We start from the raw sequence: 23,714 nt of genomic DNA, 5'->3' as shown, positions 1-23,714 counted from the left end.
CTCGATTTCCCCTTACCAAAAGGGCGATCGGGGGGGTCAACAATAGCTTCAAAAAAGTCACATTCAAACACAAATACTCCTGGACGCAACTGTCACAATAGTTAAAGATTTTTAAGGTACCAGTTGCGTCTAGGACTGACTAAATTATTAAGCTCCCCATCAAGAATGGTAATTATTATATAGTCTTTCTCAACTTTCGTGAGGTACGCAGGTGAGCAATTCCATATCTATTGCAAATACCCTGCATATCTTGAAATTATCAGCGTTAATCTTTGTTCATCTGCCTTAATCTGCGGTTTGTCTATTAATCCAAAATTTAGGCACTCTTGTCTACTGATTACCTGACCATTCTCAACCGTACCGTACTGTTACTCAGAAAGGCTGTATAAGTTAATCTTCGGCACACCCTACCGCTCAATTTCATTAATCAAATCTATAATTTTTTGATAATCAAAATTATATAGATGATTCATCAGAACTTCCGCAAAAACATCATTATCGCTGCCGATTCCCTCAATAGTTCTGGCAATCAAGTCGAAGTCAGCCTCACGGACTGCCTGTTTTAGATTGCTCGTCCATTCTGGGGGAACTTTCGGCTTGGAGTCCAGCGTAAATATGGCAGCACTATCAGATATTTTTTCTTGTACCATACTTGAAATTTGCGGTAAATCATTGACTTCAACATATTTATTGATGACTTCACCAGCACGCGCTGCGGTAACAACTTGAATGTCAAACTTGAAGACTGTACCGTGTCCCACTTCGCTCTCGACAGTAATGTCGCCCCCCATTAATCTTATGAACTCGCGGCTGATGTTTAATCCTAAACCCGTACCTGTTTGAACTTTCTTTTCTGATGAAGTTTGCACCAATAATTCAAATATGTTTTCTAAGTTTTCCGGGGAAATCCCAACTCCTGTATCGGCTATTTCAAAGCCCATAAAAACTATTTCTTGATGTTCCCCAATATTTAAACAATCGTTTTTTGTAGGGTTAATTATTCCTGATTCATTTTGCCATACTGTGATTGAAACAGAACCAGATTGGGTAAATTTAACCGCATTATCTAAGAGATTAATCAGCACTTGTCGCAACTTGACATCATCAGTTTGCACGTATTGGGGAACATCGGGAGAGCAGTCAATAATTAATTGCAATCCTTTATTTGTCGCCGGAATCTGAAACATATTTTGCACGTCCTCCAGCAAGCGGTACAAGTCAAAAAGTTTGGCGTTGAGTTTCATGCGCCCAGCTTCAATTTTAGATAAGTCTAAGACTTGATTGATCACTTGAAGCAGGTGCTCTCCGCTGCGGCGAATAATTTTGATATTTTCTTTTTCCGGCAAAGTTAAATTAGCGCTTGGTTCCATTAACTGAGCGAAGCCGAGAATGGCGTTGAGGGGGGTTCGCAATTCGTGGCTCATGTTGGCGAGAAAAAGGCTTTTAGTTTTGTTGGCAGCTTCTGCGGCTTCTTTGGCTTGTTGGAGTTCTTGTTCTGCTTGTTTGCGATCGCTCGTATCAATGATTATGCCGTGCCAGACAATATCTCCATTCTCGCGCAATTCTGGTCGAGAATAACCTTGCAGCCATTTTAGTTTTCCCGATGCTGTCACAATCCGCCACTCGTGGGAAAATGGTTCTAGATCAGTGGCACTTTTGACAAGTGCCTCGAAGTAACTGGAGCGATCGTCCGGGTGTATTTGTTCGTAGAGTAAAGCAGAGTTGTTCTGGATTTCCTCCGGCTCTAATTCTTGAATTTCTCGGCATAGAGGACTGATATATTCCATCTTGACTGAGCCGTCGGGATGCTGCACAAATATGTAAAGTTCTCCGGGAACAGTGTTCGCTAATTTGTGAAACAGAGCTTCGCTTTTTTGCAACGCTAACTGTGCTTGTTTGCGATCGCCAATATCAATCCCAAATCCAAACAAGAAATCCAGGCTGCCACCTTCGTCGAGCACCGGTGTGCCGTACCACTCGACTAACAAAGTTCGATCGTCCGAAGTGAGAATGCGATGTTCGTTAACCGTTTGCTCCCGCGCTGTTACGCCCGTAAAAATCGAATGTAATCCGGCTCGATCGCTTGGGGGTACAAATGTAGCTAAGTAATCTTTGCCGGCAACTTCTGTGGCAGTATAGCCCACCGCTTCCAGCATACAGTTATTCGCCAGCAGGATTTTACCCTCAGAGTCGATCGCCACAAAAAAAATCGGAGAATTTTCGATAATCTTTAAGTTAAAGTCGCGCTCTTGACGGATAATTTTTTCAGCTTGCTTGCGCTCCTCAATTTCGAGCTGCAAACGGGCATTGATAGAGGCTAGCTCGATCGTGCGATCGACTACTTCAATTTCCAGAGTACGGTTGTAGTCAGCCAATATTTGCTCTGCGTGTTTGCGAGCCGTAATATCTTTAAAAACATTAAGAACATATAGGATATTCCCCGCACCGTCAAACACCGGCAGCGCTCGCACTTCCAAACGAATATTTTTCCCGTCTCGGCGAATATCCATATCTTCAGCAATCACCTCCAAGCCACTCAACGCCCGCACAAACGGCATTTGCTCAACCGGGTAGAGTTGATTAGTGCCTGCTATATAAATTTGATAAGCTTGTGGTAGCTCTTGTGCGGTAGCATCGGGCATTTCTCCCCTGCCCAATATCTGCTCTCCCGCCGAATTCATGAAAATAACTGCGCCGCGCGGATTGATCGCCGAGACTCCAACGGGCAAATTTTCTACCAGTTGGGCAAATTTTTCTTCACTTTCTGCCAAAGCTTGAAAAGACTGTTTCAGTTGAGCTGCCATTTCGTTGAAAGACTCGGCTAATTCGCCGACTTCCTCCAGCCTACTGACACTAACAGCGCGATCGAACTTTCTCGCGGCAATATCTTTAGCTGCTTCGTTGAGCCGCAGCAGTGGCAGCGTTACCCACCTAGCTGTCAGCACTCCAGCAATTGTCGATATCAGCAGCGCCACCACACAAAGTAAAATTGTAGTGCGCGTATTTTTGTTAATTTGCCCCATGAAATCGGATTCGGGAACTGCGATCGCAATCAGCCAGTTCAAACCGTAAACATCAGAAAACGGCAGCACTTCCACAAAATATTCTTGCCCGTCTCGACTAAATTTGAGTTGCTGCGGCTGCTTAATGTCCCCAAAGTCCCCGAAGTGTTGGTACAAATATTTAGCTGCGGTGCGAATGACAGGAGTTTGGCTGTCTAAAACATTCAGCCGCTGCATTTGCTGCTTTCTTGGCATCTTTCTAAAGGGTGATTCTTGACTAGAACTGGCAACCAGCAAGCCCGATCGTTCGATCGCGAAAATTTGTCCTGTTTTGCTAAACTTGATGCGATGGAGATATTGCTGAAGTTCCAAGAGCGAAAAGTTTACTGCACTAACTCCCAGCAATTTACCCTTTCGATCGCGAATCGGTTGGCTGGCAGCAATAAAAACAGTCCCAGGAGTAAAACCTTGATAAATGCTTGTCCAAATCGGCTTGTTAGCTGCGACAGCTTCTTTGTACCAGGGCCGGAGGCGGGCATCGTAGACTCCGGGTTCTACCTTTAATTTAGCGGTGCGAGTTCCTAGGCCATCTGTAGCATAGTATATGTTCTGAGACTTGCTAGACTTGTTCGCCACGACAATTTGCAAGCTGTTATCCGTGGGGTTGCGCCAAATGCCGAGATATTCTCCTGATTTTTCAGCACCGAAGGATATCCATTGAATGCTTTTAAACGATCGCATTTGCAGCCACAGGAACTTCTCTCCCCGAGGCTGCGGCTTTTCTAACTGTAAATTTAATTCACCGCGCTCGATCGCTTCAGCGTTAAGTTGATTTACCCACTGGGTATGTTCAAAAAAAGAAATCAGCTTTTCTTCCACTCTCTTTCCCGTCTCCGCGATCAAGTTCTGGGCGAGGTCTTCGACTGCTTTGTCTCCGTTGCGAAATGACAGATACCCGACAATCCCGACTGCTGCGACGATTTGCAGCACAAAAGAGGCCACTAGAAGGTGGCGCAGGGAGATTTTTGTTTGGTGTTGAGAAGTTTTACTGGCGAATCGGGGCAACGGCATAGGCTGATGACTAATTGCTCCCTAACACTTTAACTGTTCCAGCCTGTAATTTCACTTACGGGCGATCGAGGTGTTTCCTTGACCCCAAAACCCCTCCCACACAGACATAAATCAGGAGCAAGCACGAGACTTATACAATTTTAGATTTTAGATTTTAAATTTTAGGTTAAATAATTGGGAATTAATGATTAAGCTCGTGCTTTCGAGCTTGGCTACAGTTGCATTCTTTTTTTCAACTGGTATGACGCACTGTTAGCTGAGAATACCTCAGCCATTTTCTTGCTTTGGTGGATTTCCTAGCTCAACCAAACCTAATTCTTCCTTCAAACCTCTTCAGTTCATCAATTACATCCGTTAAATCCCGTACACAATTGGCGGCAGAACATCCATCAATTACATCCGTTAAACCCCGTACACAATTGGTGGCAGAACTTCTCTTTAACAGGTACGCGGAAAATCCCCCGCTTGTCCACACGGATATAGCGAGGGGCGAGAATAGGTATTCTCGGAAAATATAAAGTAGTGGCAGTGGCTTTTGTCCAGCCATTGCCATCTATAGAAGGCATACTGTTTTAGGCTCACAGAAAGATTTCCGAGCCAATTCTCTGCTTGCAGTCAATGCTTGAAGCCAAACCAACCAGTTCAAGCAAGAAGTCAAAGCAAGTCGTAAAAGCCTAGGATTCTTCTTCTTCTCTATCGATTTGGCGCAGGTGAATGTGTTTGCGTCCCAGAGAGATTTCAAATTCATCTCCCGGCTGGAGTTCCATCTGTTTGGTGTAGGCAGCTCCAATCAGTAAGTTGCCGTTAGATTGAACGCTAATCCGATAGCTGGCAGAGCGTCCGCCGCGTCCATTGCCGTTTTGCTTCCCGTCTAGCTGAATGCCTTCTGCATCAATCAGCGCATTCAGGAATTTCATCATGTTGACCCGTTCTACGCCGTTCTTAGTAACGGTGTAGTAGCCACAGGCTCTAGCTTTTTCTTCCTTGGTAAGGTTCTCTAGGTCTTTGACCTTTTTGATCAGATCTTCGCCTTCAAGGGGTTCGATATTTTTCTTTTTAGCCATTTACTGAGTCCTGAAATATTCAACTGGTGTACGGATTTTTTCTCGGTTGGTTTTTGGTTTGACCAAGAAACTTTAGCTTTATAGCTGGTCGTAAAACCATATTACACCGATCGGCTCAATTGTTAACCACTATTATCTAAATATTTTTAACAACCTGGTGTCTTTCTTGAGGAGTAGCTGCAGCCGGTGCGAGCAATCTCTAAACTCGGTAGCATAAGCTATCAGCTATCAGCTAGCTGAATATTTGCCCCGCTCTTAAAATCTCATGAAGTTAACCACACGCGGACACTACAGTGTCAAAGCATTACTGGATCTAAGTTTGCAACCTCGCTACGGCCCGACATCGGTGAAATCGATAGCGAAGCGACAGGAGTTACCTGCTCCGTATCTAGAAAAATTGCTGATTGAAATGCGACGAGCCGGTTTAGTCCAATCTGTTCGGGGTTCCCAAGGAGGATATCAATTAGCCCGCCAGCCAGCTCAAATCTCTTTAGGACAAATCTTAGAGGCTGTAGGTGAAACTATTGAACCTTTACCTCGACATTTTCCAGATGCGACGCAAGCAGAGGACTGGGTAACATTCAGTTTGTGGAACCGATTGCACAAAAAACTTGCCGAAGCGCTGTACAGTATTTCCCTCGAAGACTTATACTATGATGTCCGCAGTTGGCAAGCGGCTCTTGGGGAAGAAACTAGCTTTATCATTTAAATGGTAAGTTCATTCATTCGATCGCCAGCAATCACACATGGACGCAACACTTGTTACTTACTTTGGCGGCTGTCACTGCGGAGCTGTCCGCTTCCGTGTCGCCGTTGACAAACACGAAGCATCAGATTGCAACTGCTCTATCTGCAAAAAGAAGGGATTTTTGCACCTCATTGTGCCGCCGGAACGTTTTACCTTGCTCAGTGGCCAAGATGTTTTGACCACCTATACATTTAATACAGGAACTGCTCAACATACTTTCTGCGGAATTTGCGGCATTCACTCGTTCTATCGCCCCCGATCGCATCCCGATCAATTCGATGTCAACGTCCGCTGTCTTGACGGCGATGCCATCAAACACTTTGAGATTCTACCCTTTGACGGTGTTAATTGGGAGGAGAACGTACACTTGCTCCGCGACGAAAGTAATCTCAGCAGTTAAAATTGCTGCTAAAAAATTAAAGTGCCCAAAGGTAGCAGCACTTAAAACCTGCGCTACCCGGACGCTCGCTCCTGGTCGGACGGACTATCAAGTTTGACAAAATATATAATGATGCCGCATGAATTTCCTGTTTTGATTTTAGCTGCGGTGTTGGATTATTCGATCGGCGATCCTTGGGGTTGGCCGCATCCCGTGCAGGCGATGGGTTGGGCGATCGACCGCTATACTCGACTTGTCTTTAATATATGGAATAATCCCGCAGACAAAATGCCTCCTGCTGGCGATCGTCCCGCTGGCGAGCAGCACAAACTGCTGCTACGATGTGCTGGTACAATACTAGCGATCGGGCTGATTGTAGGCAGTTATACTGTCAGTTGGTCGATCGTCCAAGCTGCTAGTTGGGTGCATCCTCTTTTAGGTATTGCCATACAGACCATTTTGCTGGCAAGCTGTTTTGCAGGTCGAAGTTTGAGGGCCGCTGCGGAGGACGTGCTAGGACCTTTAAATGTTGGAGATTTAGTCAAGGCGCGAGAAAGGTTGAGCCTTTACGTCGGCAGGGATACCGAAAACTTATCCGAGCCAGAAATTCTCCGAGCATTGTTAGAAACTGTAACAGAGAATGCAGTCGATGGCGTGACAGCACCGCTATTTTATGCCTTACTTGGGTTCGCTCTGCCGCATCTATTATTAAGTGTTACCGGTTCGCCGATCGATCCTAACTCGATGTGGGCGAGTGCTATAGTCCCCTTGGCGATCGCTTACAAAGCAGCCAGCACATTAGATTCTACGATCGGCTACAAAGAAGCGCCATACACAGATTTAGGATGGTTTAGCGCCAAACTAGAAGACGTGCTGACGTGGATTCCTTGCCGGCTAACAGTGATTACTTTAGCCCTTATATCAGGCAAACCGATTTACATTTGGCAGATTTGTCAGAGAGATGCTGTTAAAGATGCCAGCCCCAATTCCGGTTGGAGCGAGTGCGTTTACGCCGCCATCTTGGGAGTGCAACTAGGAGGTACTAATTCCTATCGCGGAGTTCTCAAACACAAACCGCTGTTAGGCGAGCCGGTTCACCCTATCACAGCGCCGCTAATTTGCCAAGCATTGCAATTAACTCGGTATTGCTTTCTGATTTGGTTGGGACTATCATTGCTTTTTTATACCTTATTAGGTTTGAGCCGCTAACTGATGACCTCAGCCGAACAGTCCAGGAGGCATAAATAACTTATTTCTGTGATTGTTCGTCCTCGGCTAAGCAATCGCAGCATCTGCTTTTCATCCGTTCGGGGTAAGTCCTGCAGAAGACAGAGATCCGCCACCGACAGCAGCAAAAAAAGTTTTGACTTGAGTTCAAACCCCCAGATTCATCTGTCAAGTCAATAATCTCAAATCTCAAATCTCAAATCTCAAATTGTTCGATATGCCAACAGCCAACAATTAGCTCGCAGCAACCCATGACTAAAATTATCCAAATTTTATCCCCTGATGAAGTGAGGCGCACTCTCACCCGCGTCGCTTCCCAAATTGTCGAAAAATCAGGGAACCCCTCGGAGTTAGTGTTGTTGGGGATTCATAGTAGAGGAGTGCCTTTAGCTCAAATTTTGGCCGATCAAATTGAAGTTCTCGAACAAGTCAAAGTACCCGTGGGCGCTTTGGATATTACCTTTTACCGAGATGACTTGGATCGAGTGGCGATGCGGACACCGGCTAAAACAGAAATTCCTTTCGATTTGACGGGCAAAACTGTGGTGTTGGTAGATGACGTTATATATAAAGGCAGAACGAGTAGAGCGGCTTTGAATGCGGTCAACGATTACGGGCGGCCGGAGAAAATTTGGTTAGCGGTATTAGTCGATCGCGGCCACCGAGAAGTACCGATTCAGCCAGATTTTACGGGTAAAAAGTTGCCGACTGCAAAGGAAGAACAAGTTAAGGTTTACGTTCAAGAGATCGACGGGCGCGACGGAGTGGAGTTAATTAAGGGGTAATACGATTTTAGATTTTAGATTTTAGATTTTAGATTGGGCACAACTGACTGTTAAACCAACTCCAGCTAAATAAACTAAGTAGGGTGCGCTGTAAGTAGCGCGTCAAACCACTTTGTGCGTCCATCACTGAGCAAAATACTTCGTTTCCGCCCGCTGACAGCGTAAAAAACCAGGTTTCTACCAGAATAGGGGCTTGGGTAAGCAAGCCTCTAGGAAGAAACCTAGTTTTTCGCCGTTGCGCGGAGCGTCTTGATTTATTGAAAATCGGCAGTGCAGGAGTTGAACCTGCCTGGGGCGAATTATGAGTTCGCTGCCTAAACCGCTCGGCCAACTGCCGTTAAATCGATTTCTTCGACTTAACTCAAAATGAATTATAACATAATTTCTCAGTCCGTGCTAGAACTAGAGAACAAAAATCAAAATCTTTAGATCTGCTGAGTCCCGATCGCCTGTTAGCCAATGTTAGGCAAGCCGATCGACCCGACAAAGCAGTTTCTAGGACTCGGCATAAACTTATAGGCAATGGCAGTGAATTCGACGGTAGTGCTGACTCTAATTCTGCTCGCTCTAATGTTTGGAGCAGGCGTGACGAGTTCTGTTTGGGGATTTACTATAGGTCGCGAAGCCTTGCAAGGAACGACTCAACCCGATGTTCGTCCCAGCAACAATGCGGGCAGCGGCAAGCCTGGAACGACGGCTAGCAAAGACCAAGTGAGCATTTTGAAAGAAAAAGACATTCTCACAACCGTCAAAGCACGGGTAGAAGGTCGCGATCCAGAAAAAACGGCCGGGGCAAATACTAAAACAGAGAAGGCAAGCTCTAAACCAGCCGCAGCCAAAAAACCCGCTGCACAAAATGCTAGCGCCAAGTTTCCTCTGAACAGTCGCGACGGGGGAATAACCCTGGAGGTAAGCGCGGCCAGTCAGCGCAACAATTCCATGCTGCTAGACGTGAGCATGAAAAATGAAGGCTCCCAAGCTGTGAGGTTTCTCTACAGTTTCTTGAACGTCACTGACGATCGCGGCCGGGCCCTGAGCGCGACTGCCGAGGATTTGCCCTCGGAACTGCCCCCCAACGGGCAGGTGTTTTACGGTACGGTGAGTATTCCCACAGCTTTGCTGGAAAATGCTAAAGAAGTTTCGCTGACGCTGACAGATTATCCAGGTCAAAAACTTCAGTTGCAAATATCTGGCATTCCAGTGGCGAAGTAAAATAAAAGAAGACCAAACCTGCAGACAGATTCTCAGGTTTGATCGAGAAAGTTTTTTTAGGGAGCATTGTGTCACTTTTAGGGGCGAGAGTGCAGGAGATATCTGATTTACCCGCGATGAGTTCGACAGAGGTGCTGTCGCGGTTGCTGTCAGTGCTGTTGCTGATTGCGATTAATGCTTTTTTTGTGGCGGCTGAGTTTTCGATGGTGACGGTACGCCGATCGCGCATCAATCAGTTAGTGGAAGCTGGCGACGTTGCAGCTTTAACTGTGCAATCTTTGCAGCAAAGTATTGAGCGATTGCTCTCGACAATGCAGTTGGGAATCACTCTTTCTAGTTTAGCTCTCGGCTGGATTGGGGAAAGTACGATCGCCGTGCTAGTCCGAATGTCGATCGGGTATTTGCCACTGCCAATTTACATCAAGTCGGCGATCGCCCATTCTTTTAGCATCTCAATAGTAACTTTTTTGTTGCTAGCTTACGTGCAAATCGTACTGGGCGAACTCTTTCCCAAATCAGTAGCGTTGCTGTATTCCGAACAGCTAGCCAGAACTTTAGGGCCTCCGAGTTTATTGATTGCCCGTGTGTTCAAGCCCTTTGTGTCGTTTCTCAATCAATCTACTCGATCGCTCTTGCGGTTTGCGGGCATCGAATACGATCTAAGGCATCGCCCGGTTACTCCCGAAGAACTGCAACTAATTATAGCTACTTCCAGCGAATCGAGCGGCTTGGAAGCAGAAAAGCGAGAATTGCTCAACAACGTGTTTGAATTTGGCGAAGTTTGGGTAGAAGAAGTAATGGTGCCGAGGCCTAGCATTGTCGCACTTCCCAAGACAGCAACCTTTCAAACTTTGCTCGACGAAATGGCTATTTCTCACCATTCCCGCTATCCCGTGACGGGAGATTCTTTAGACGACATTATCGGCATTATTGGCTTCAAACAACTTGCGAAACCCTTAGCTGAAGGTTTGCTATCTCCCGACACGCCCATTTTACCTTGGATGGATTCGGTGAGGTTTGTGCCGGAGATGATGCTGCTGGGGGAACTGCTGCCTTTGATGCAGAGTTCGTCGGAAGAAATTGCGATCGTAGTCGATGAATTTGGTGGCATTTCCGGGTTAGTGACACTGAGGGATTTGATAGCCGAAATTATCGGCCGCAGCTACGAGTCACCCGACAGCAAAGAAATAGCTTTGCAAGTATTGGACGATCGCACTTATTTAGTGCAAGCGCAGTTAAATTTAGATGATGTGAATCAAATATTGAATTTGGATTTGCCAGTAACTGACGAATATCAGACAATCGGAGGTTTTCTGAGCTATCAGTTGCAAAGAATGCCGGCGGTGGGGGAAGTTTGGCGCGGCGAAAATGTGGAACTTACGGTTGTTTCTGTGTCCGGGCCGCGGTTGGATCAACTTCAAATTCACTTGTTGGAAGACGCTGCGGGCGATCGAGTTCTAGATGAAGTTACAGCAGCCGATGAGGAAGTTGTGGGGAAAGGGCGAAAGAATAGCGGGTTGAGTAGTGTGGGAAAATTTTCTCATTAAGATTTTGATGAAAAGGGCGATCAAAATAGCGCAACTTTTTATACCAAATCTGAGTTAGCAACCCCGTTTATTCTTTAGTCTCTTAGAGAGAAACGAGAGTTTAGGGAGGTGCAATTTCAACCGCAGACTCGGAATACTGTTTAAGCATAAGCCACCGGATCTTTCAGCCCCAATTCCTCAAAAGCTGCCAGCCGCAACCGACAAGAATCGCAAACGCCACAGGCAGTTTCCCCGCCTGCGTAGCAAGACCAAGTTTGCTCCCAAGGTACTCCTAATTTGTTGCCTAATTGAATAATTTCTGTTTTTTTAAGTTCGATCAAAGGTGTTATAATATTAATAGCATTTCCTTCTCGGCCCTGCTTTGTTCCTAAGCGAAATACTTCCTGCATGGCTTGGATGTAATCGAGGCGGCAGTCGGGATAGCCGGAATAATCTAAAGCGTTGACACCGATGTAAATGCGATCGGCTGCTAGAGTTTCTGCGTAGGCGAGGGCAAAGCTGAGAAAGATCGTATTTCTAGCAGGAACGTAAGTAGTGGGGATGTTTTGAGACATTTCTCCCAGAGTGCGATCGATCGGCAATGCCATCTCATTATCCGTCAAAGCGGAACCGCCCCACAGTGTTAAGTCAAAGTTTACTATCTGATGTGCCTTAACGCCTGCACCAAGTGCGATCGCCCTTGCTGATTCCAACTCCCGCCGATGCCTTTGCTTGTAGTCAAAGGAAATCGCGTAACACTCGCAGCCGTCGGCTTTGGCTTGATACAAAACTGTTGAGGAATCCAGCCCTCCCGACAATAAAATAACTGCTTTCACTTAAAACATCCTCAATAAAATTAGCTTTTATATTTATATCAAATTAGTCGCCAATTGACAATAATAATAGTTGTGTAGAACATCTAAATGTAGCTTAGGCACTGCACAGCTTACCTAAAAATTAACTGCTTCCTAGGCTCTGCCTGGGAACCGAGATTTAGAGGCTCTGCCTCGCATTACGGCCAGGAAAATTGGATGCAGAGCCTCCAGATATACGTTACCAGGCAGAGCCTAGTAACGAGTATAAAGAAAATTCATCTTTTGTGGAACAGGCATCTTGTCTGTTCTTGAGATTGATGCAGGATGTCAGATTTAAGTTGCTAATAAATCATCGAGTTCGCGGTAATCGGGCAAAGTTGTATCAATTTTAATGCCCTGCCGCAAAACTGTGCGATCGCCCTGCGCTCTAGATAACAATTCGCTGAAATTCCGCGCCTTAAACAAAATCAAATCAGCAGGTAAACCCACTGCAATTCGCCCTAAATTCGGCAATCCCATTAAATCGGCTGGAGTCTTTGTAACTGCACAGGGCCAGTCTCCATAAGGCCTATCTAAATGAGCGATGCGGACTGCCATATTAAAAACTTCCAAAACATCATGGTCGCCAAATCCGTAAAACGGATCGCGACAATTATCGCTAGCAACTGCAACGGGAATTCCTGCTGCTTTGAGTTCGTGCAGCAGTGTCACTCCCCGCCAGCGCGGTGTATGCTGAGATTCTCGGTCTTGCAGGTAAAGGTTGCACATCGGCAAGCTGACAATGCCAATATTTGCTTCCTTGACTAATTCCAGAGTTTCTGTTACTAAATCAGACGGTTGTACGGCTAAACTACAGCAGTGTCCGCAGATTATTTGACCCCCAAATTCATGGCGGATGGCGGTTTTTGCGACTTCCCGCAATGTTACTGAATCTGGATCGTCGTTTTCGTCGGTGTGGAAGTCGAGGTTTAAATTTCGTTCTTTGGCTAAGGCAAAAACTCGATCGAGTTGTTTGTCTAAGTCGGGATTCATATAGGCGACGCCGCCGAGAATGCCGCCAATTTGGGCAATGCGATCGGCTAATTTTTCGCCTGCGGGTGTCAGGTAATAGTCGAGGGAAACCAAGGAAGCTGCTTGTAAGATCAGCCGATCGCCCCATTCGGCTTGCAGCGCTTCAAATACTTCCAAACTAACGGTTCCCTGTTCGCCCGCGCTGTCGATGTGAGTGCGGATGGCCTTGGTTCCGTGGGCGTAGCTGCACTTGATGCCGAACTGCATCCGCCGGTAAACATCCTCTGCATTCCAGTTTTTTTGGGCATCAGCGCACACTGCTTCGATCGCGCTGGCAAAAGTTCCATCGGGATTGGGCGATCGTTCCCAAATGTGGCCTTTGTCTAAATGGGTGTGCATATCCACAAAACAAGGCCAGATTAAGCCCCCCTGCAAATCTACAACTGGGATATATTCAGAGGAGGATACAGGTTTTGTACCTGCTGGGATGATTTGGGCGATCGTACCCGCTGCAATTTCGATATCCACCAAACAAAAATTGTTCTCACTCCCCGTTGTCGCCACAGTAGAAGCTGAGGGCGCGATCGATTTCATCTCTAGAAGAGACGCGGGTACGCGACCATTTTTGAGCAAATAATTAGATGTACTTGGCAACATTAATTTTGTGAGTTAGTATTTTGTTGATAATTACTGGCTACCAGTTGTAACTATAACAACCCTTGCAGGAATTGTGAACATCTCTCTTTTCCTCTTTCTCTCTTTTCTAGATTCTCTACGGCCTCTGCGCTCTCTGCGGTTAGTTAAACAAATATCATGCAGAAAGAAAATATAAATGCTAGAGAAACTTGGATTAAATAGGTAGCTTTGCTGTTTGTACTCCCGCCCTAATCACTGAAGCACTTATGCAAAATTTTTATATTTTCAGGACAGCGCGAAAATCAGCGTCACGAGTTTGGCTATGCCTGATACTTCCACAGCCTGAATCCGTTTGCTATCATAAATCACTGCTTCAAATTGCAATTTCACTTTCAATTAACAGCAGCATCCATAGCAATATCCCAAAAAAACTGTGTCAAAACCCAAGCATATAGTTTTAACATCCCATCCCGACAGATCTGGCACAAAACCTCATCCCATTTACTGGGGAGAAATCGATCCGCTGAAACGGGGGCCTGTGATTGGTAGCCTCACCAAATCGTCTCACCGGAATGCGATCGGCACTCATTCGGGTTCCTACTCTGTTTATCGCGCGCTAGCAGTTGCCAACGGCGCACTCCAAGCAGATCACCGCCCTGATTTTACCAACACCTCTCCGGCCGCACACATCGGGCCGCACCCGAGTTGGGGCGATCGCAATTTGATTGTTTCTCTCGATCCCTTTGGGGGTTTGGTCAGCGAAGTTTATACTTCATTTATCCAGCAGGGATATGATATTCGACCGACAATTGCGGTCACTAAAGCTCACATTAATATGCCGGAATTGCAAGATGCCATCGCTAAGGGGCGAGTGCAAATTGATGGCAAAATAGTCAAAGCAGGTGGCAATTTAGCAGTAACTAAAATTGCGATCGACCCGGTGTGGTATTTGCCGGGAATTGCTAGGCGGATCGGCGCCCAAGAAAGCGTTCTTCGCCGTGTCCTGTTCGAGGAAACAGGCGGAATGTTCTCGGACTTAGTGACGCGGCCGGACTTGCACGTTTTCTTGCCGCCAATTGGCGGAACTACGGTTTATATTATTGGCGATGTCGCGAATATTTCTGACCCGGATAAGCAGTTGGCGGTACGGGTACACGATGAATGCAACGGTTCTGATGTCTTCAGTTCCGATATCTGCACTTGTCGCCCTTATTTGGTACACGGGATGGAAATTTGCATCCAAACGGCACAATCAGGCGGTTCTGGGGTAATTGTTTACTTCCGCAAGGAAGGGAGAGCTTTGGGGGAAGTGACTAAGTTTTTGGTGTACAATGCCAGAAAACGGCAGGAAGGCGGCGATCGCGCTGATGCCTATTTTACGCGCACTGAATGTGTTGCGGGAGTTCAAGATATGCGGTTTCAAGAACTAATGCCAGACGTGCTGCACTGGTTGGGGATCTCTCGAATTGACAGTTTAGTTTCTATGAGCGATATGAAATACAATGCGATTATCAATTCTGGCATTCAGGTGGTCGATCGCATCCCCATTCCAGAAGATTGGATTCCTGCAGACGCACAAGTCGAAATTGTCGCCAAAAAAGCCGCCGGCTACTACACACCAGACCCGGTGCCAGATGCTACAATTCTTGCAGAAGCGATCGGACGCGATTTAGGAGATTAAGAGGGCAAAGACGCGACCGATGGGACGCGAACAATCGCGTCTTTGCTAAACAAAATTTATTGCTGGTTTTTGATCAGTCAGGGTAGATTATGGCTAATTTGCGTTCTAGTGTGATCGTAAAAACAGATATTTGCGGATATACCGTCAGAGTCAAAAAATTATCTCAGTCGGACTTGAGTAGTTTGTTAAACGAGCATAAAACTTTTGTTTCAGATATTAGCGCCAGAAATGAAGGCAGCGTGATTAAAGGGGAAGGTGATTCATTTTGGATAATTTTTCCCAGCGTCACAGCAGCGGCGGTAGCAGCCATAGAAATGCAGCAAGAATTGAGAGCGCAACAATCTAGCAAGGCGAACGACGAACGATTGGCTATTCGCGTGTCGATTACATTAGGAGATGTCTTGCATCAAGATAAAGATATCTTTGGCGATACTGTGAATTTAACAGCGCGCATAGAATCAGTAACTCCGCCGGATGAAATATATTTGTCCCAAGCAGCATGGCTGGCGCTCAACAAAGCAGAAGTGCAAACGTCTTTTGTCAACGAGTTTTCTTTGAAAGGGATGAGCGAACCTGAAAAAGTATACAAAGTTGACCAAAGTTACAAAACGCGAATCATCAAGAATCAAGCAATAATTAAAGCAGATTTGAGAGGTTTTATAGCTTATCAAGAATCTAATTCTATCAAAGATGTTGAATATTTGCTCACCAACTTTGATACTTTTGAAAAAACAATTTGCGAAGAATACGGCGGCACAATTCGGAGTATTGTTGGTGATTCGCATTTGTTGACTTTCCCGGAAGCTCACTCAGCCTTAGCGGCAATGGAAAGTCTGTGCGAGAACTGGAAACTTTTTATTAACGCCAATCAAATACCTTGTGGCTTGTCGGTGGGAGTTGCGAAAGGAAATCTATATATATTTAGGTCTTGCACTTACGGAAAAGATATTCACATAGCCGACAGGCTGGAAGATTTAAGTAAAATAGTATCTCCGGGGAAAGAAAAAAACTCGGTGATAGTTTCCGATCACATAAAACGCGAAGTCAGCGGGTCGAAGTGGGAATATAAGTTGATCAAAATCGATAAAAATGCGATTTTAGATAATCTTTTAGATTACAGTCAGTTTGACTTTTTTCGAGAAAACGATGTTTACCGCTGTTTGGTGGTATGAAGTTGCAAAATATTGAAATTGAGACTGTAGAATATCTGAGAACGCCGGCTGCTATTCGCCAAAAGTGCGATCGGCTTTTTGATTTAGCCCGCCTGGACAAACTTCGCTACTTCCGCGTAGATTTATCCCAACTCGACAACGCAGCAAATTATGTAATTGATACAACGCGCCAAAATTATCCCGATTTTAACATTCCCTTTCACAGTCGCTGGCGACATTTTGAAGCTGGCAACTTGTCGCGACTCGCCGAATTGGATGCAGCTTTAGCAGAATTTGCACTCATAGAGCAAGCTAAGATCAAATTTGATTTAGTAATTATCAGCGTTTTGCTCGATGCGGGTGCTGGTGCAGATTGGCAGTATTGTGAACCAGAAACCGGGCAGGTTTACTGCCGTTCTGAAGGGTTAGCAATAGCCAGCTTGCGGATGTTTTGTCAAGGTGTTTTTTCCAGCAATCCCGATTTTCCTTGGCAAGCGGATTCTCAGGGACTGTCTCAATTAAAACTCGAAACCTTAGCTGCAGGATTTCAGGTAAGTAGAGACAATCCGCTAGTTGGTTTAACAGGTCGATTAGAATTATTGCAGCGTTTGGGGAAGGCGATTTGCCAACATCCACTATTATTTGGTTGCGCCAACCCGCGTCCCGGCAATTTGGCAAAATACTTGTTCGACAGTCGGGTTTCTGGAGTCAACACTGTGAAGGCTTCTGAAGTGTTGAGCGCTGTTTTGACAGGTTTTGGGGAAATTTGGCCGGGAAGATATGCAATTGGTGGCGTTAATTTAGGCGATGTTTGGCGGCATCCGGCTTTAACAGGAGAAAATCTGGGAGATGAATTCGTGCCGTTTCACAAACTATCGCAGTGGTTGACTTATTCGCTGTTGGAACCGCTGCAAGAACTTGGTTTAGAAGTCGCCGGATTGGATGAGTTAACGGGATTGCCGGAGTACCGCAACGGCGGTTTGTGTTTGGATATCGGGCTGCTGCGGACAAAAGATTCGGCTATTTTTGAGCAGAGTTACTTGCCTGGTTCTGAAGTTATAGTAGAATGGCGATCGCTGACTGTGAATCTTTTAGATAAAATTGCCACAGCTATTCGAGAAAAGCTGCATTTGAGTGCGACAGACTTGCCGCTGGTGAAGATTTTGCAAGGAGGAACTTGGGCGGCGGGGCGGAAAATTGCGGGAGAATTGAGGGCTGGTGGAGTGCCGCCAATTCTGATTGAAAGTGACGGCACTGTGTTTTAGAAGGAAGAAGGAAGAAGGAAGAGGGAAGAAGGAAGAGGGAAGAGGGAAGAAGGAAGAGGGAAGAAGGAAGAGGGAAGTTCGGCAACGGATTCTATAACGGATGTAACGGATGTCAGGAAGAAGGAAAAGGGAAGAAGGAAGAGGGAAGAAGCAAGAAGGAAGAGGGAAAATTATCCCCTCTTCCAACTTAAAATTCAAAATTCAAACCTGAAAACTATACCTCACACTACACTCCCACAAGCTGCTTAGCGGCAAGTGCGATATTTGACGTGATAAACTAAACCGCGATGAGCCAAATCGAAGGAGTCAACGGTGGCCATGCCGGCACCGCGGGCTGTCATTGCAGCATTTACTCTCATATTTACACTGTCGCCGCAGCGAGACCAAACATTCGCTACAGTGGCTAAGCTATCTCGAACATTGTAGTTAGTTTCGCCGCTGAGATTCCGATTAAAAACAGGGCCGCGGGCTCCAGCGAAAAAGTATTCTGCTCGCAGGTTGCCTGTGGTTTTAGGAGCAACGTAGCCGCGGTAATCAGCATCGTAGATGGAAATTTGGTAACCTTGGGGTACTTTGATGGGAATGCTCAGATTGCAGCTTTTTCGGCTTTCTGTTGAGACATTTCCCAGGGCTGCAAACTTATCAAATAGGATGGTGAGTTCTTGACCGTCGGGGCTGACGCTGACGCTGGCGGAGCGATCTGGGCAACCGCTACCGCCGTAGCTTGCACCTAAAATTTGAACGGTAGGATTAGCCAAAGCGGGGCTGATAGAAGCAGTCATTAATGCCGTAGCTAGCAATAGTTTTACAAACTTCATGGATGTTCTCCTTAATAGTTCACTTGTATGTTAGGAGCACCCTAAAAAATTGGAACTGAATTTAGGTAATGTTTTTTACACTTGGATAGGGCCACCTTCATGTGGAAAGATGAAAAGCCATTCAAGCCAAGCTTATGACCTCATGTGCAGTTCCTATTCAGGTTTTTTCGATTAGTGAATTAATCGAAAAAACTATTTTCTGCTGATACTTCTTAAGATTCATATCTGTTGGTAAAAGTTCCGGAAGATTTCGGGGCGAAACTCCGGACCTGTGTTAATCGGCTTGGATGGAGTACGAGACAGCGAAACCAGTGGGGAGGGTTTTGGGCGCGGATATGCGTTCTTAGGAAGAGTGCAGGAAGGAGAGAAACGAGATAATGACATATTTGTCTATTTTCCAAACTCGCATACTTAGTGTCGCCTTGGGCGGACGAAAGGCAATTGTAGGAGCGAATTTTATTCGCGCGGTATTCGTGTTTTCAATAGGGGTTTGATATAAGTAGTCCAGGACGCAGGGGCCGCAGAAACCGGGTTTTTTTGCGTCAAGAATGCCTCCATGGCTGATAAGTTAGAATAAAGCAAATTAATTATTCAAAAAAATGAGTGCTAAAGTTACTGTCATTGACCATCCTTTGATACAGCACAAGTTAACTCTCATGCGGCAAACTCAAACGAGTACGGCGAAATTTCGCCAACTGCTGAAAGAGATTGGGATGCTGCTAGCCTATGAAGTGACGCGAGATTTGCCGCTAAAATACGAACAAATAGAAACGCCGATCGCCAAAATGAATGCACCGGTGCTGGCTGCAGAAAAGAAAATTGTTATTATTTCGATTATGCGCGCAGGTCAGGGACTGTTAGATAGTATTTTAGAACTGATTCCGTCTGCGAGGGTAGGACATATTGGTTTGTACCGCGATCCGACAACTCGGATGGCGATCGAATATTATTTCAAAGTTCCCCAGGATATCGAACAGCGAGATGTTTTAATTGTCGATCCGATGTTGGCTACTGGTAATTCAGCAGTCGCGGCAGTGGATAGGCTTAAAGAAGTTAATCCGAAGTCTATTAAATTTTTGTGCTTGCTGGCGGCACCGGAGGGACTTAAGCACTTTCACGAACAACACCCTGACGTGCAGATTTATACGGCTGCTGTTGACGAGTGTTTGGACGAGCACGGGTATATTGTACCCGGACTCGGAGATGCGGGCGATCGGCTTTACGGCACTATGTGAATTCAATAAAATGATTTTGGGCTGTATATGCCAATACATTCATTTAAAAATAAGTTTACTAACATAAGCATTGGTTTGATAGTGCCACACAATGTAAATTGTAAGATTTTAATGTCAGGGAAAGCCTATATATAGCAAGGGTTGTAGGATTTTCTTAGGTTTAATTCGTAAATTGCATTATCTCAATGTATTTACTGCATCTTATGGGTAAAATCTCTGCCTTTAGTGTAATTAATTGCAGGAATTAGTTCATAAGATAGATGTATGATGCTAACCGTTTGCGATAGACTACTAACATTTTTTGACGAGGGAAAAAACAATGGAGACTACAGCACAGAAAGAAGCCCCAACTCAGCCTGTTGAGGAAGTGAAAATCAACAATATCAACAGTTTGGAGTTTGAGCTTTGGGCTAAAGCGGTGAAACGGCAGATGATTGCAGCACTCTCTAAAAAGGGCGCCATTTGACATCTCTGGGTTTTTTGTGTGCAACTTGTGTTAATTAAATTAACAAAATTTTTGTCTGCATTGTTGTCCAAGAGCCATAAGTGGAGAGGGGAAGAGTTTTGAGATTGCGCCTCTTTCGGAGTTGCCCAAGAGGAAGAAGAAAGCATTTTTCTTATTCCTAGTTTTGGACGTACAGGTGGAAGGAACCGGGTTTTTTTACGAAAATACTTCTGTTGCAATCGGCAGAAATGGTAAAAAACCCCGGTTTCTTTGTGTCAACAGTGCCTCCGGGACTGTTCTATCTGCCGAATGCTTTCTGCCAGATTACGATCGCTTGTCAACTGCCGCCAGCAAGCGCAGACTTCCGTCTTGAATCTGCACTGCTTTCACCGTTCCCACAGCAACTCTTTGTTGACCGTTAGCCATCGCTACCTCAATCTTAATCTTGGGGTCAGCCAGTAATCCCAGCCGCCCCCAGAGCCACTTAACTTGAGTAGCAGGAAAAGAACGCACTTCTACATCTGAAAAGGGCGAATTAACCCAGCGGCTACCGTCGTAAAAACTCGCTACTTGCACCTGATACCAAACTTGTTCTCCCGCCAATTTTAACTCGTTGTTCGGTTCGGGTTCCAGCCACTCAGCGGGATTGACACTGTTAATTAAAGTAGCAGAACCCATAATTTGACTCTTGTGGGCTTCTAAACTTTCAGCCTGAGAAACTGCTTCCTGAAGTTTGTTGACCAAATTCCGAATTCGAATTCTGGTTTCGCTGTCAGTATCTGATTGCTGGTCGAGCCAATTCATCGCCTCGCGAGTTCCGTCTTGAGAAGCTACAATCAGGGCGCCCCAAGCCTTGACATCGGCGTCAGCGGCATTCACTCTCAAGGCGGCGTCTATGCGGTTCCAGATCCGCCCGCTGTCATTTTTGAGGGTTGTGGCTATTTCGTTACTGTTGCTCGGATCGGCTTCAAATACTTGCAAAGCTTCGGCCCAGCGGCCGTCGATCAATTCTGCGAGAACTTGTTGACCGGGACTGGCCCAAGATGCGATCGCCTGAGCCCGAGTAATTTTAGCGTGAAATTCGATCGTTTCTAGCTGAGCTTGCGCGACGGCAGGCCAATTTTTGCCCGCTTTCCCCTTCGCCACACGCATGACATTTAATGCTGGAGACCACAGCCCGCTTTTCGCCAGTCGCAGCCCATTTTGGTAAGTCTCGTCATTGAAAGCAATTTCTTCTAAAGAAATCGCAGTTAACTGAACGGGGTTCGGCAAAAATTTGCGCGGGCCAATTTGATAAAGCGTAAATTGCGGCTCTAAACCCACTGTTTGGTCGATCGCCAATTGTGGGTTTTCCCCCTTAACAATTTGCTGCCAATTCGGCGGTTGTCCGGCCGCACTCGCCCACTCCAACAGCGGCATTAAATGATTTTGGCTGGGGTTGTAGCGAACGACTTGTCCGTAGGGAATTTTCCTGTCGCCCCGCTTTAGTTGACCGCTGACATTAAACCAAATGCCAGAGGCTGGAGGCTTTCCGTCAAAGCGGCGCAGTTCTGTTAGAGGTAGGGACTGATTCGAGGCTTGATTGTCAGATGTAGAGTCAGCTAAAGAAGTAATGACAAAAGATTCCGCCGGGCCTTCTACGTTCACAGAACTTGCTAGCTGAAAATACTGCTCTTTATCGGAACTGCGATCGGGCAACTGTACTCGCTTGTACACCCGAAGTTCGACAATTTGACGGCAAGGATTTTTGCAAACCGTAGAAGCCTTAACAGTTCTTTCTACCATCACCGGCAAGAGCAAATCGGAAATAGAATTATCGCGGGATCGATCGACGGGAAGCGGCAGGGCTTCTCCGGTTACAAATCCCAATTTGCGGATGCTGCCTTTGATTTGATCGAGAGTTTGGATCGAATCTCTGCTACCTGTAGGCAGGCGCGACCATTCCGGCACAAACTGAGAGATCAACCTGTTGCCATTGGGATCGACAATTAGCTGATAACTCAGCCAAGCGCCGCCTCCCATCAAAGCTGCACAGCCAGCCAAGACGCTGAGGGCTGTCAAATTAGCTACCAGTCTTTTCCAGGGATATCTCGCGCGAGTTCGGGTAGTAGGTATTGGAAGCTGGGACTCTTGAAGATTTTTGGGGCGTCGGGTTTGGCGCCGGCGTCTTGTAGGAGGAGGAGCAACTTGGCGATTTTCTGGGGGTTTGGCTCGATTTTTTGAGGGGTTAATTTTGTGTTCCATCATGCCATTTTAGAATTTAGATTTTAGAATTTAGAGTTTAAAATTGCAATAGCCGATCGTACTGCCGACCTATGATATCCCAAGTGTATTGGCTTTCAACGAGCGATCGCGCGTTGACAGAGAGTTCTTGTCTTAGCTGCTGATTTTCAAACAAACTGGCGATCGCCTCAACATACTCCTGAACTTTGTTCGCCCGCAAGGCCCTTCTCGGTTGTGGGCCGCCATCGACGGCTACACCCTCCAAACCTCGATCGCTTGCAACGACGGGGGTTCCCGCAGCCATCGCCTCCAAAGTTTTATTTTTAATCCCAAAACCAATCCGCATCGGCACCACACAAACAGCAGCTTGATGCAAATATTCTGCCACCCTTTGCACCCGACCTACTACTTGAATTCCGGGGAGTTTCCCCAAGGCGAGCACTTCCGGGACTGGCGAAGCCCCTACTAAGGTGAGGGTAGCATCGGGATAGCGCTGCTGCAAAAGCGGCATTATTTGCAAACTGAGAAACCGCGCCGCGTCAATATTGGGCAAATTGTTCATGGCGCCTGCAAAAATTAAGGTATGTCCTCCCGGATCGATCGACCGGTACGGAAATTGGGTTAAATCTACGCCGTTAGGAATTACATCTATGGAAGGTACAAAAAAATCTTGTTTTCCTCGCACCTGAACCGGAGGCAACAGTAATTCTAGGAGTTGCTCTCTGTCTGTGGATGTGGTCGCAACAATGCGAGAGAATTTGGAACAGTAGCGTTTTTCGTAGCGGGCGAGTAGCGGTAAATTTAGTCGATCGCGCAGGGGTTTTTCCGACGTGCCGGTTGCTAACATTTCCCTGCAAGTTCCCCAAACGGAACTGTGAATGTTTGCCACTGTCAGCAGTTTTTGCCGCCATTCTGGACGCACGTAAATCTCATTAACGCTGTGTTCGGAGGTGACAGCATCGCATTTGCCTGCTGTTACCAATTCGTCTGCCCAATTCTGCATTGCTTGGGAGTAGCTTGAGAGTACGTTGGGAGGTGTACCCGACTGCAAAAATCGACCAAATCTGTGGAATTTTCCTATTATTTTAGAGAACCCCCCCTCAGTCCCCCCCTTATTAAGGGGGGGAGGTAAAAATCCTTCCTCAGTCTCCTGGTGGAGTCTTAGCCCCCCCTTAGCAAGGGGGGGTTGGGGGGGTGTCTGCGGATGGGGAAAAACTGCCAATTCTGCAACTTGCTGGCGCAATGTGTCGATTTGTGCATCGGTGACATCGGGCGATCGTACAGTGCCGAGAATTACATCATGCCGCCGGCTCAAGTATTGTAATAAATTAAACGTCCTTACCTGAGTTCCTCCGCGGCTTGGCGGATAGGGAAAAGTCGAGGAAAGCATCAAAATCTTCATGGGATGTGGAATAAATAA

General features: G+C 46.2%; 18 protein-coding genes and 1 tRNA gene. 11 read left to right on the top strand and 8 right to left on the bottom strand.

Annotated features, from left to right (window positions below; all coding sequences use genetic code 11):
• Nucleotides 1-407: 407 nt before the first annotated feature.
• Nucleotides 408-4,073: a PAS domain S-box protein gene (locus tag QUA23_RS16925; RefSeq protein ID WP_333077292.1), complete on the bottom strand. Its 3,666-nt coding sequence runs from the start codon at nucleotides 4,071-4,073 to the stop codon at nucleotides 408-410.
• 674 nt (nucleotides 4,074-4,747) lie between these two features.
• Nucleotides 4,748-5,137, bottom strand: a complete 390-nt coding sequence (locus tag QUA23_RS16920) for an AbrB family transcriptional regulator (RefSeq protein WP_015179394.1) — start codon at nucleotides 5,135-5,137, stop codon at nucleotides 4,748-4,750.
• A 265-nt stretch (nucleotides 5,138-5,402) separates the two neighbouring features.
• Here QUA23_RS16920 and QUA23_RS16915 point away from each other — a divergent pair, with 265 nt between their 5' ends.
• The 4 genes from QUA23_RS16915 (at nucleotide 5,403) to pyrR (ending at nucleotide 8,276) form a co-directional block, all read left to right on the top strand.
• Nucleotides 5,403-5,846, top strand: a complete 444-nt coding sequence (locus QUA23_RS16915) for an Rrf2 family transcriptional regulator (RefSeq protein ID WP_333077293.1) — start codon at nucleotides 5,403-5,405, stop codon at nucleotides 5,844-5,846.
• A gap of 37 nt (nucleotides 5,847-5,883) precedes the next feature.
• Nucleotides 5,884-6,285, top strand: a complete 402-nt coding sequence (locus QUA23_RS16910) for a GFA family protein (RefSeq protein WP_333077294.1) — start codon at nucleotides 5,884-5,886, stop codon at nucleotides 6,283-6,285.
• 108 nt (nucleotides 6,286-6,393) lie between these two features.
• Nucleotides 6,394-7,473, top strand: a complete 1,080-nt coding sequence (gene cbiB / locus QUA23_RS16905; protein WP_333077296.1) for an adenosylcobinamide-phosphate synthase CbiB — start codon at nucleotides 6,394-6,396, stop codon at nucleotides 7,471-7,473.
• A 269-nt stretch (nucleotides 7,474-7,742) separates the two neighbouring features.
• A complete protein-coding gene (gene pyrR, locus QUA23_RS16900; protein WP_333041191.1) occupies nucleotides 7,743-8,276 on the top strand; it encodes a bifunctional pyr operon transcriptional regulator/uracil phosphoribosyltransferase PyrR in 534 nt (177 codons plus the stop codon).
• Nucleotides 8,277-8,540: 264 nt separating this feature from the next.
• Here the strand turns inward: pyrR and QUA23_RS16895 are convergent.
• Nucleotides 8,541-8,613: transfer RNA gene (locus QUA23_RS16895), tRNA-Ile, on the bottom strand.
• Nucleotides 8,614-8,798: 185 nt separating this feature from the next.
• On the opposite strand from QUA23_RS16895, the gene QUA23_RS16890 reads away from it, so the two are divergent.
• Entirely contained in the window at nucleotides 8,799-9,488 is a 690-nt protein-coding gene (locus QUA23_RS16890; RefSeq protein ID WP_333077297.1) for a hypothetical protein, read from the top strand.
• 68 nt (nucleotides 9,489-9,556) lie between these two features.
• Nucleotides 9,557-11,035, top strand: coding sequence for a hemolysin family protein (locus QUA23_RS16885; RefSeq protein WP_333077298.1), 1,479 nt, complete (start codon nucleotides 9,557-9,559; stop codon nucleotides 11,033-11,035).
• Between the two features lie 140 nt (nucleotides 11,036-11,175).
• Here the strand turns inward: QUA23_RS16885 and queC are convergent, their stop codons facing one another.
• Both queC and QUA23_RS16875 read right to left on the bottom strand, forming a co-directional pair.
• Nucleotides 11,176-11,850: a 7-cyano-7-deazaguanine synthase QueC gene (queC, locus tag QUA23_RS16880; protein ID WP_333077299.1), complete on the bottom strand. Its 675-nt coding sequence runs from the start codon at nucleotides 11,848-11,850 to the stop codon at nucleotides 11,176-11,178.
• A 312-nt stretch (nucleotides 11,851-12,162) separates the two neighbouring features.
• A complete protein-coding gene (locus tag QUA23_RS16875; RefSeq protein WP_333077300.1) occupies nucleotides 12,163-13,497 on the bottom strand; it encodes a cytosine deaminase in 1,335 nt (444 codons plus the stop codon).
• A gap of 412 nt (nucleotides 13,498-13,909) precedes the next feature.
• On the opposite strand from QUA23_RS16875, the gene QUA23_RS16870 reads away from it, so the two are divergent.
• The 3 genes from QUA23_RS16870 to QUA23_RS16860 all read left to right on the top strand — a co-directional run bounded on the left by QUA23_RS16870 (nucleotide 13,910) and on the right by QUA23_RS16860 (nucleotide 17,573).
• Entirely contained in the window at nucleotides 13,910-15,157 is a 1,248-nt protein-coding gene (locus QUA23_RS16870; RefSeq protein ID WP_333077302.1) for a GTP cyclohydrolase II, read from the top strand.
• An 89-nt stretch (nucleotides 15,158-15,246) separates the two neighbouring features.
• On the top strand, nucleotides 15,247-16,329 hold the full coding sequence (locus QUA23_RS16865) for an adenylate/guanylate cyclase domain-containing protein (protein WP_333077304.1): 1,083 nt from the start codon (nucleotides 15,247-15,249) through the stop codon (nucleotides 16,327-16,329).
• On the top strand, nucleotides 16,326-17,573 hold the full coding sequence (locus QUA23_RS16860) for a URC4/urg3 family protein (protein ID WP_333077306.1): 1,248 nt from the start codon (nucleotides 16,326-16,328) through the stop codon (nucleotides 17,571-17,573). Before QUA23_RS16865 ends, QUA23_RS16860 begins: the two co-directional genes overlap by 4 nt.
• Before the next feature lie 245 nt (nucleotides 17,574-17,818).
• On the opposite strand, the gene QUA23_RS16855 is transcribed toward QUA23_RS16860, so the two are convergent.
• Entirely contained in the window at nucleotides 17,819-18,391 is a 573-nt protein-coding gene (locus tag QUA23_RS16855) for a DUF4360 domain-containing protein (RefSeq protein ID WP_333068488.1), read from the bottom strand.
• A 599-nt stretch (nucleotides 18,392-18,990) separates the two neighbouring features.
• Here QUA23_RS16855 and upp point away from each other — a divergent pair.
• Together upp and QUA23_RS16845 are read left to right on the top strand one after the other, a co-directional pair.
• Nucleotides 18,991-19,626, top strand: a complete 636-nt coding sequence (gene upp, locus QUA23_RS16850; RefSeq protein ID WP_333041182.1) for a uracil phosphoribosyltransferase — start codon at nucleotides 18,991-18,993, stop codon at nucleotides 19,624-19,626.
• Between the two features lie 319 nt (nucleotides 19,627-19,945).
• Nucleotides 19,946-20,092, top strand: coding sequence for a hypothetical protein (locus QUA23_RS16845; protein ID WP_006635359.1), 147 nt, complete (start codon nucleotides 19,946-19,948; stop codon nucleotides 20,090-20,092).
• Between the two features lie 303 nt (nucleotides 20,093-20,395).
• Here QUA23_RS16845 and QUA23_RS16840 read toward each other — a convergent pair whose 3' ends face one another.
• Both QUA23_RS16840 and QUA23_RS16835 read right to left on the bottom strand, forming a co-directional pair.
• Nucleotides 20,396-22,318, bottom strand: a complete 1,923-nt coding sequence (locus QUA23_RS16840) for a hypothetical protein (RefSeq protein WP_333077308.1) — start codon at nucleotides 22,316-22,318, stop codon at nucleotides 20,396-20,398.
• A 34-nt stretch (nucleotides 22,319-22,352) separates the two neighbouring features.
• Nucleotides 22,353-23,696: a glycosyltransferase family 4 protein gene (locus QUA23_RS16835; protein ID WP_333077309.1), complete on the bottom strand. Its 1,344-nt coding sequence runs from the start codon at nucleotides 23,694-23,696 to the stop codon at nucleotides 22,353-22,355.
• Nucleotides 23,697-23,714: the final 18 nt, after the last annotated feature.

Origin of the sequence: Microcoleus sp. Pol1C5 (assembly GCF_036701115.1) — a bacterium.
Taxonomy (GTDB): Bacteria; Cyanobacteriota; Cyanobacteriia; order Cyanobacteriales; family Microcoleaceae; genus Microcoleus.
Note: the sequence above shows the minus strand (reverse complement) of the source record. Positions and strands in the feature narration are given on the sequence as shown.

Bases quoted from the DNA above. Each gene is read 5' to 3' on its own strand.
- QUA23_RS16925 (WP_333077292.1), bottom strand. From the start codon at position 4,073: ATGCCGTTGCCCCGATTCGCCAGTAAAACTTCTCAACACCAAACAAAA.
- QUA23_RS16920 (WP_015179394.1), bottom strand. From the start codon at position 5,137: ATGGCTAAAAAGAAAAATATCGAACCCCTTGAAGGCGAAGATCTGATC.
- QUA23_RS16915 (WP_333077293.1), top strand. From the start codon at position 5,403: ATGAAGTTAACCACACGCGGACACTACAGTGTCAAAGCATTACTGGAT.
- QUA23_RS16910 (WP_333077294.1), top strand. From the start codon at position 5,884: ATGGACGCAACACTTGTTACTTACTTTGGCGGCTGTCACTGCGGAGCT.
- cbiB (WP_333077296.1), top strand. From the start codon at position 6,394: ATGATGCCGCATGAATTTCCTGTTTTGATTTTAGCTGCGGTGTTGGAT.
- pyrR (WP_333041191.1), top strand. From the start codon at position 7,743: ATGACTAAAATTATCCAAATTTTATCCCCTGATGAAGTGAGGCGCACT.
- QUA23_RS16890 (WP_333077297.1), top strand. From the start codon at position 8,799: ATGGCAGTGAATTCGACGGTAGTGCTGACTCTAATTCTGCTCGCTCTA.
- QUA23_RS16875 (WP_333077300.1), bottom strand. From the start codon at position 13,497: ATGTTGCCAAGTACATCTAATTATTTGCTCAAAAATGGTCGCGTACCC.
- QUA23_RS16865 (WP_333077304.1), top strand. From the start codon at position 15,247: ATGGCTAATTTGCGTTCTAGTGTGATCGTAAAAACAGATATTTGCGGA.
- QUA23_RS16860 (WP_333077306.1), top strand. From the start codon at position 16,326: ATGAAGTTGCAAAATATTGAAATTGAGACTGTAGAATATCTGAGAACG.
- QUA23_RS16855 (WP_333068488.1), bottom strand. From the start codon at position 18,391: ATGAAGTTTGTAAAACTATTGCTAGCTACGGCATTAATGACTGCTTCT.
- upp (WP_333041182.1), top strand. From the start codon at position 18,991: ATGAGTGCTAAAGTTACTGTCATTGACCATCCTTTGATACAGCACAAG.
- QUA23_RS16845 (WP_006635359.1), top strand. From the start codon at position 19,946: ATGGAGACTACAGCACAGAAAGAAGCCCCAACTCAGCCTGTTGAGGAA.
- QUA23_RS16840 (WP_333077308.1), bottom strand. From the start codon at position 22,318: ATGATGGAACACAAAATTAACCCCTCAAAAAATCGAGCCAAACCCCCA.
- QUA23_RS16835 (WP_333077309.1), bottom strand. From the start codon at position 23,696: ATGAAGATTTTGATGCTTTCCTCGACTTTTCCCTATCCGCCAAGCCGC.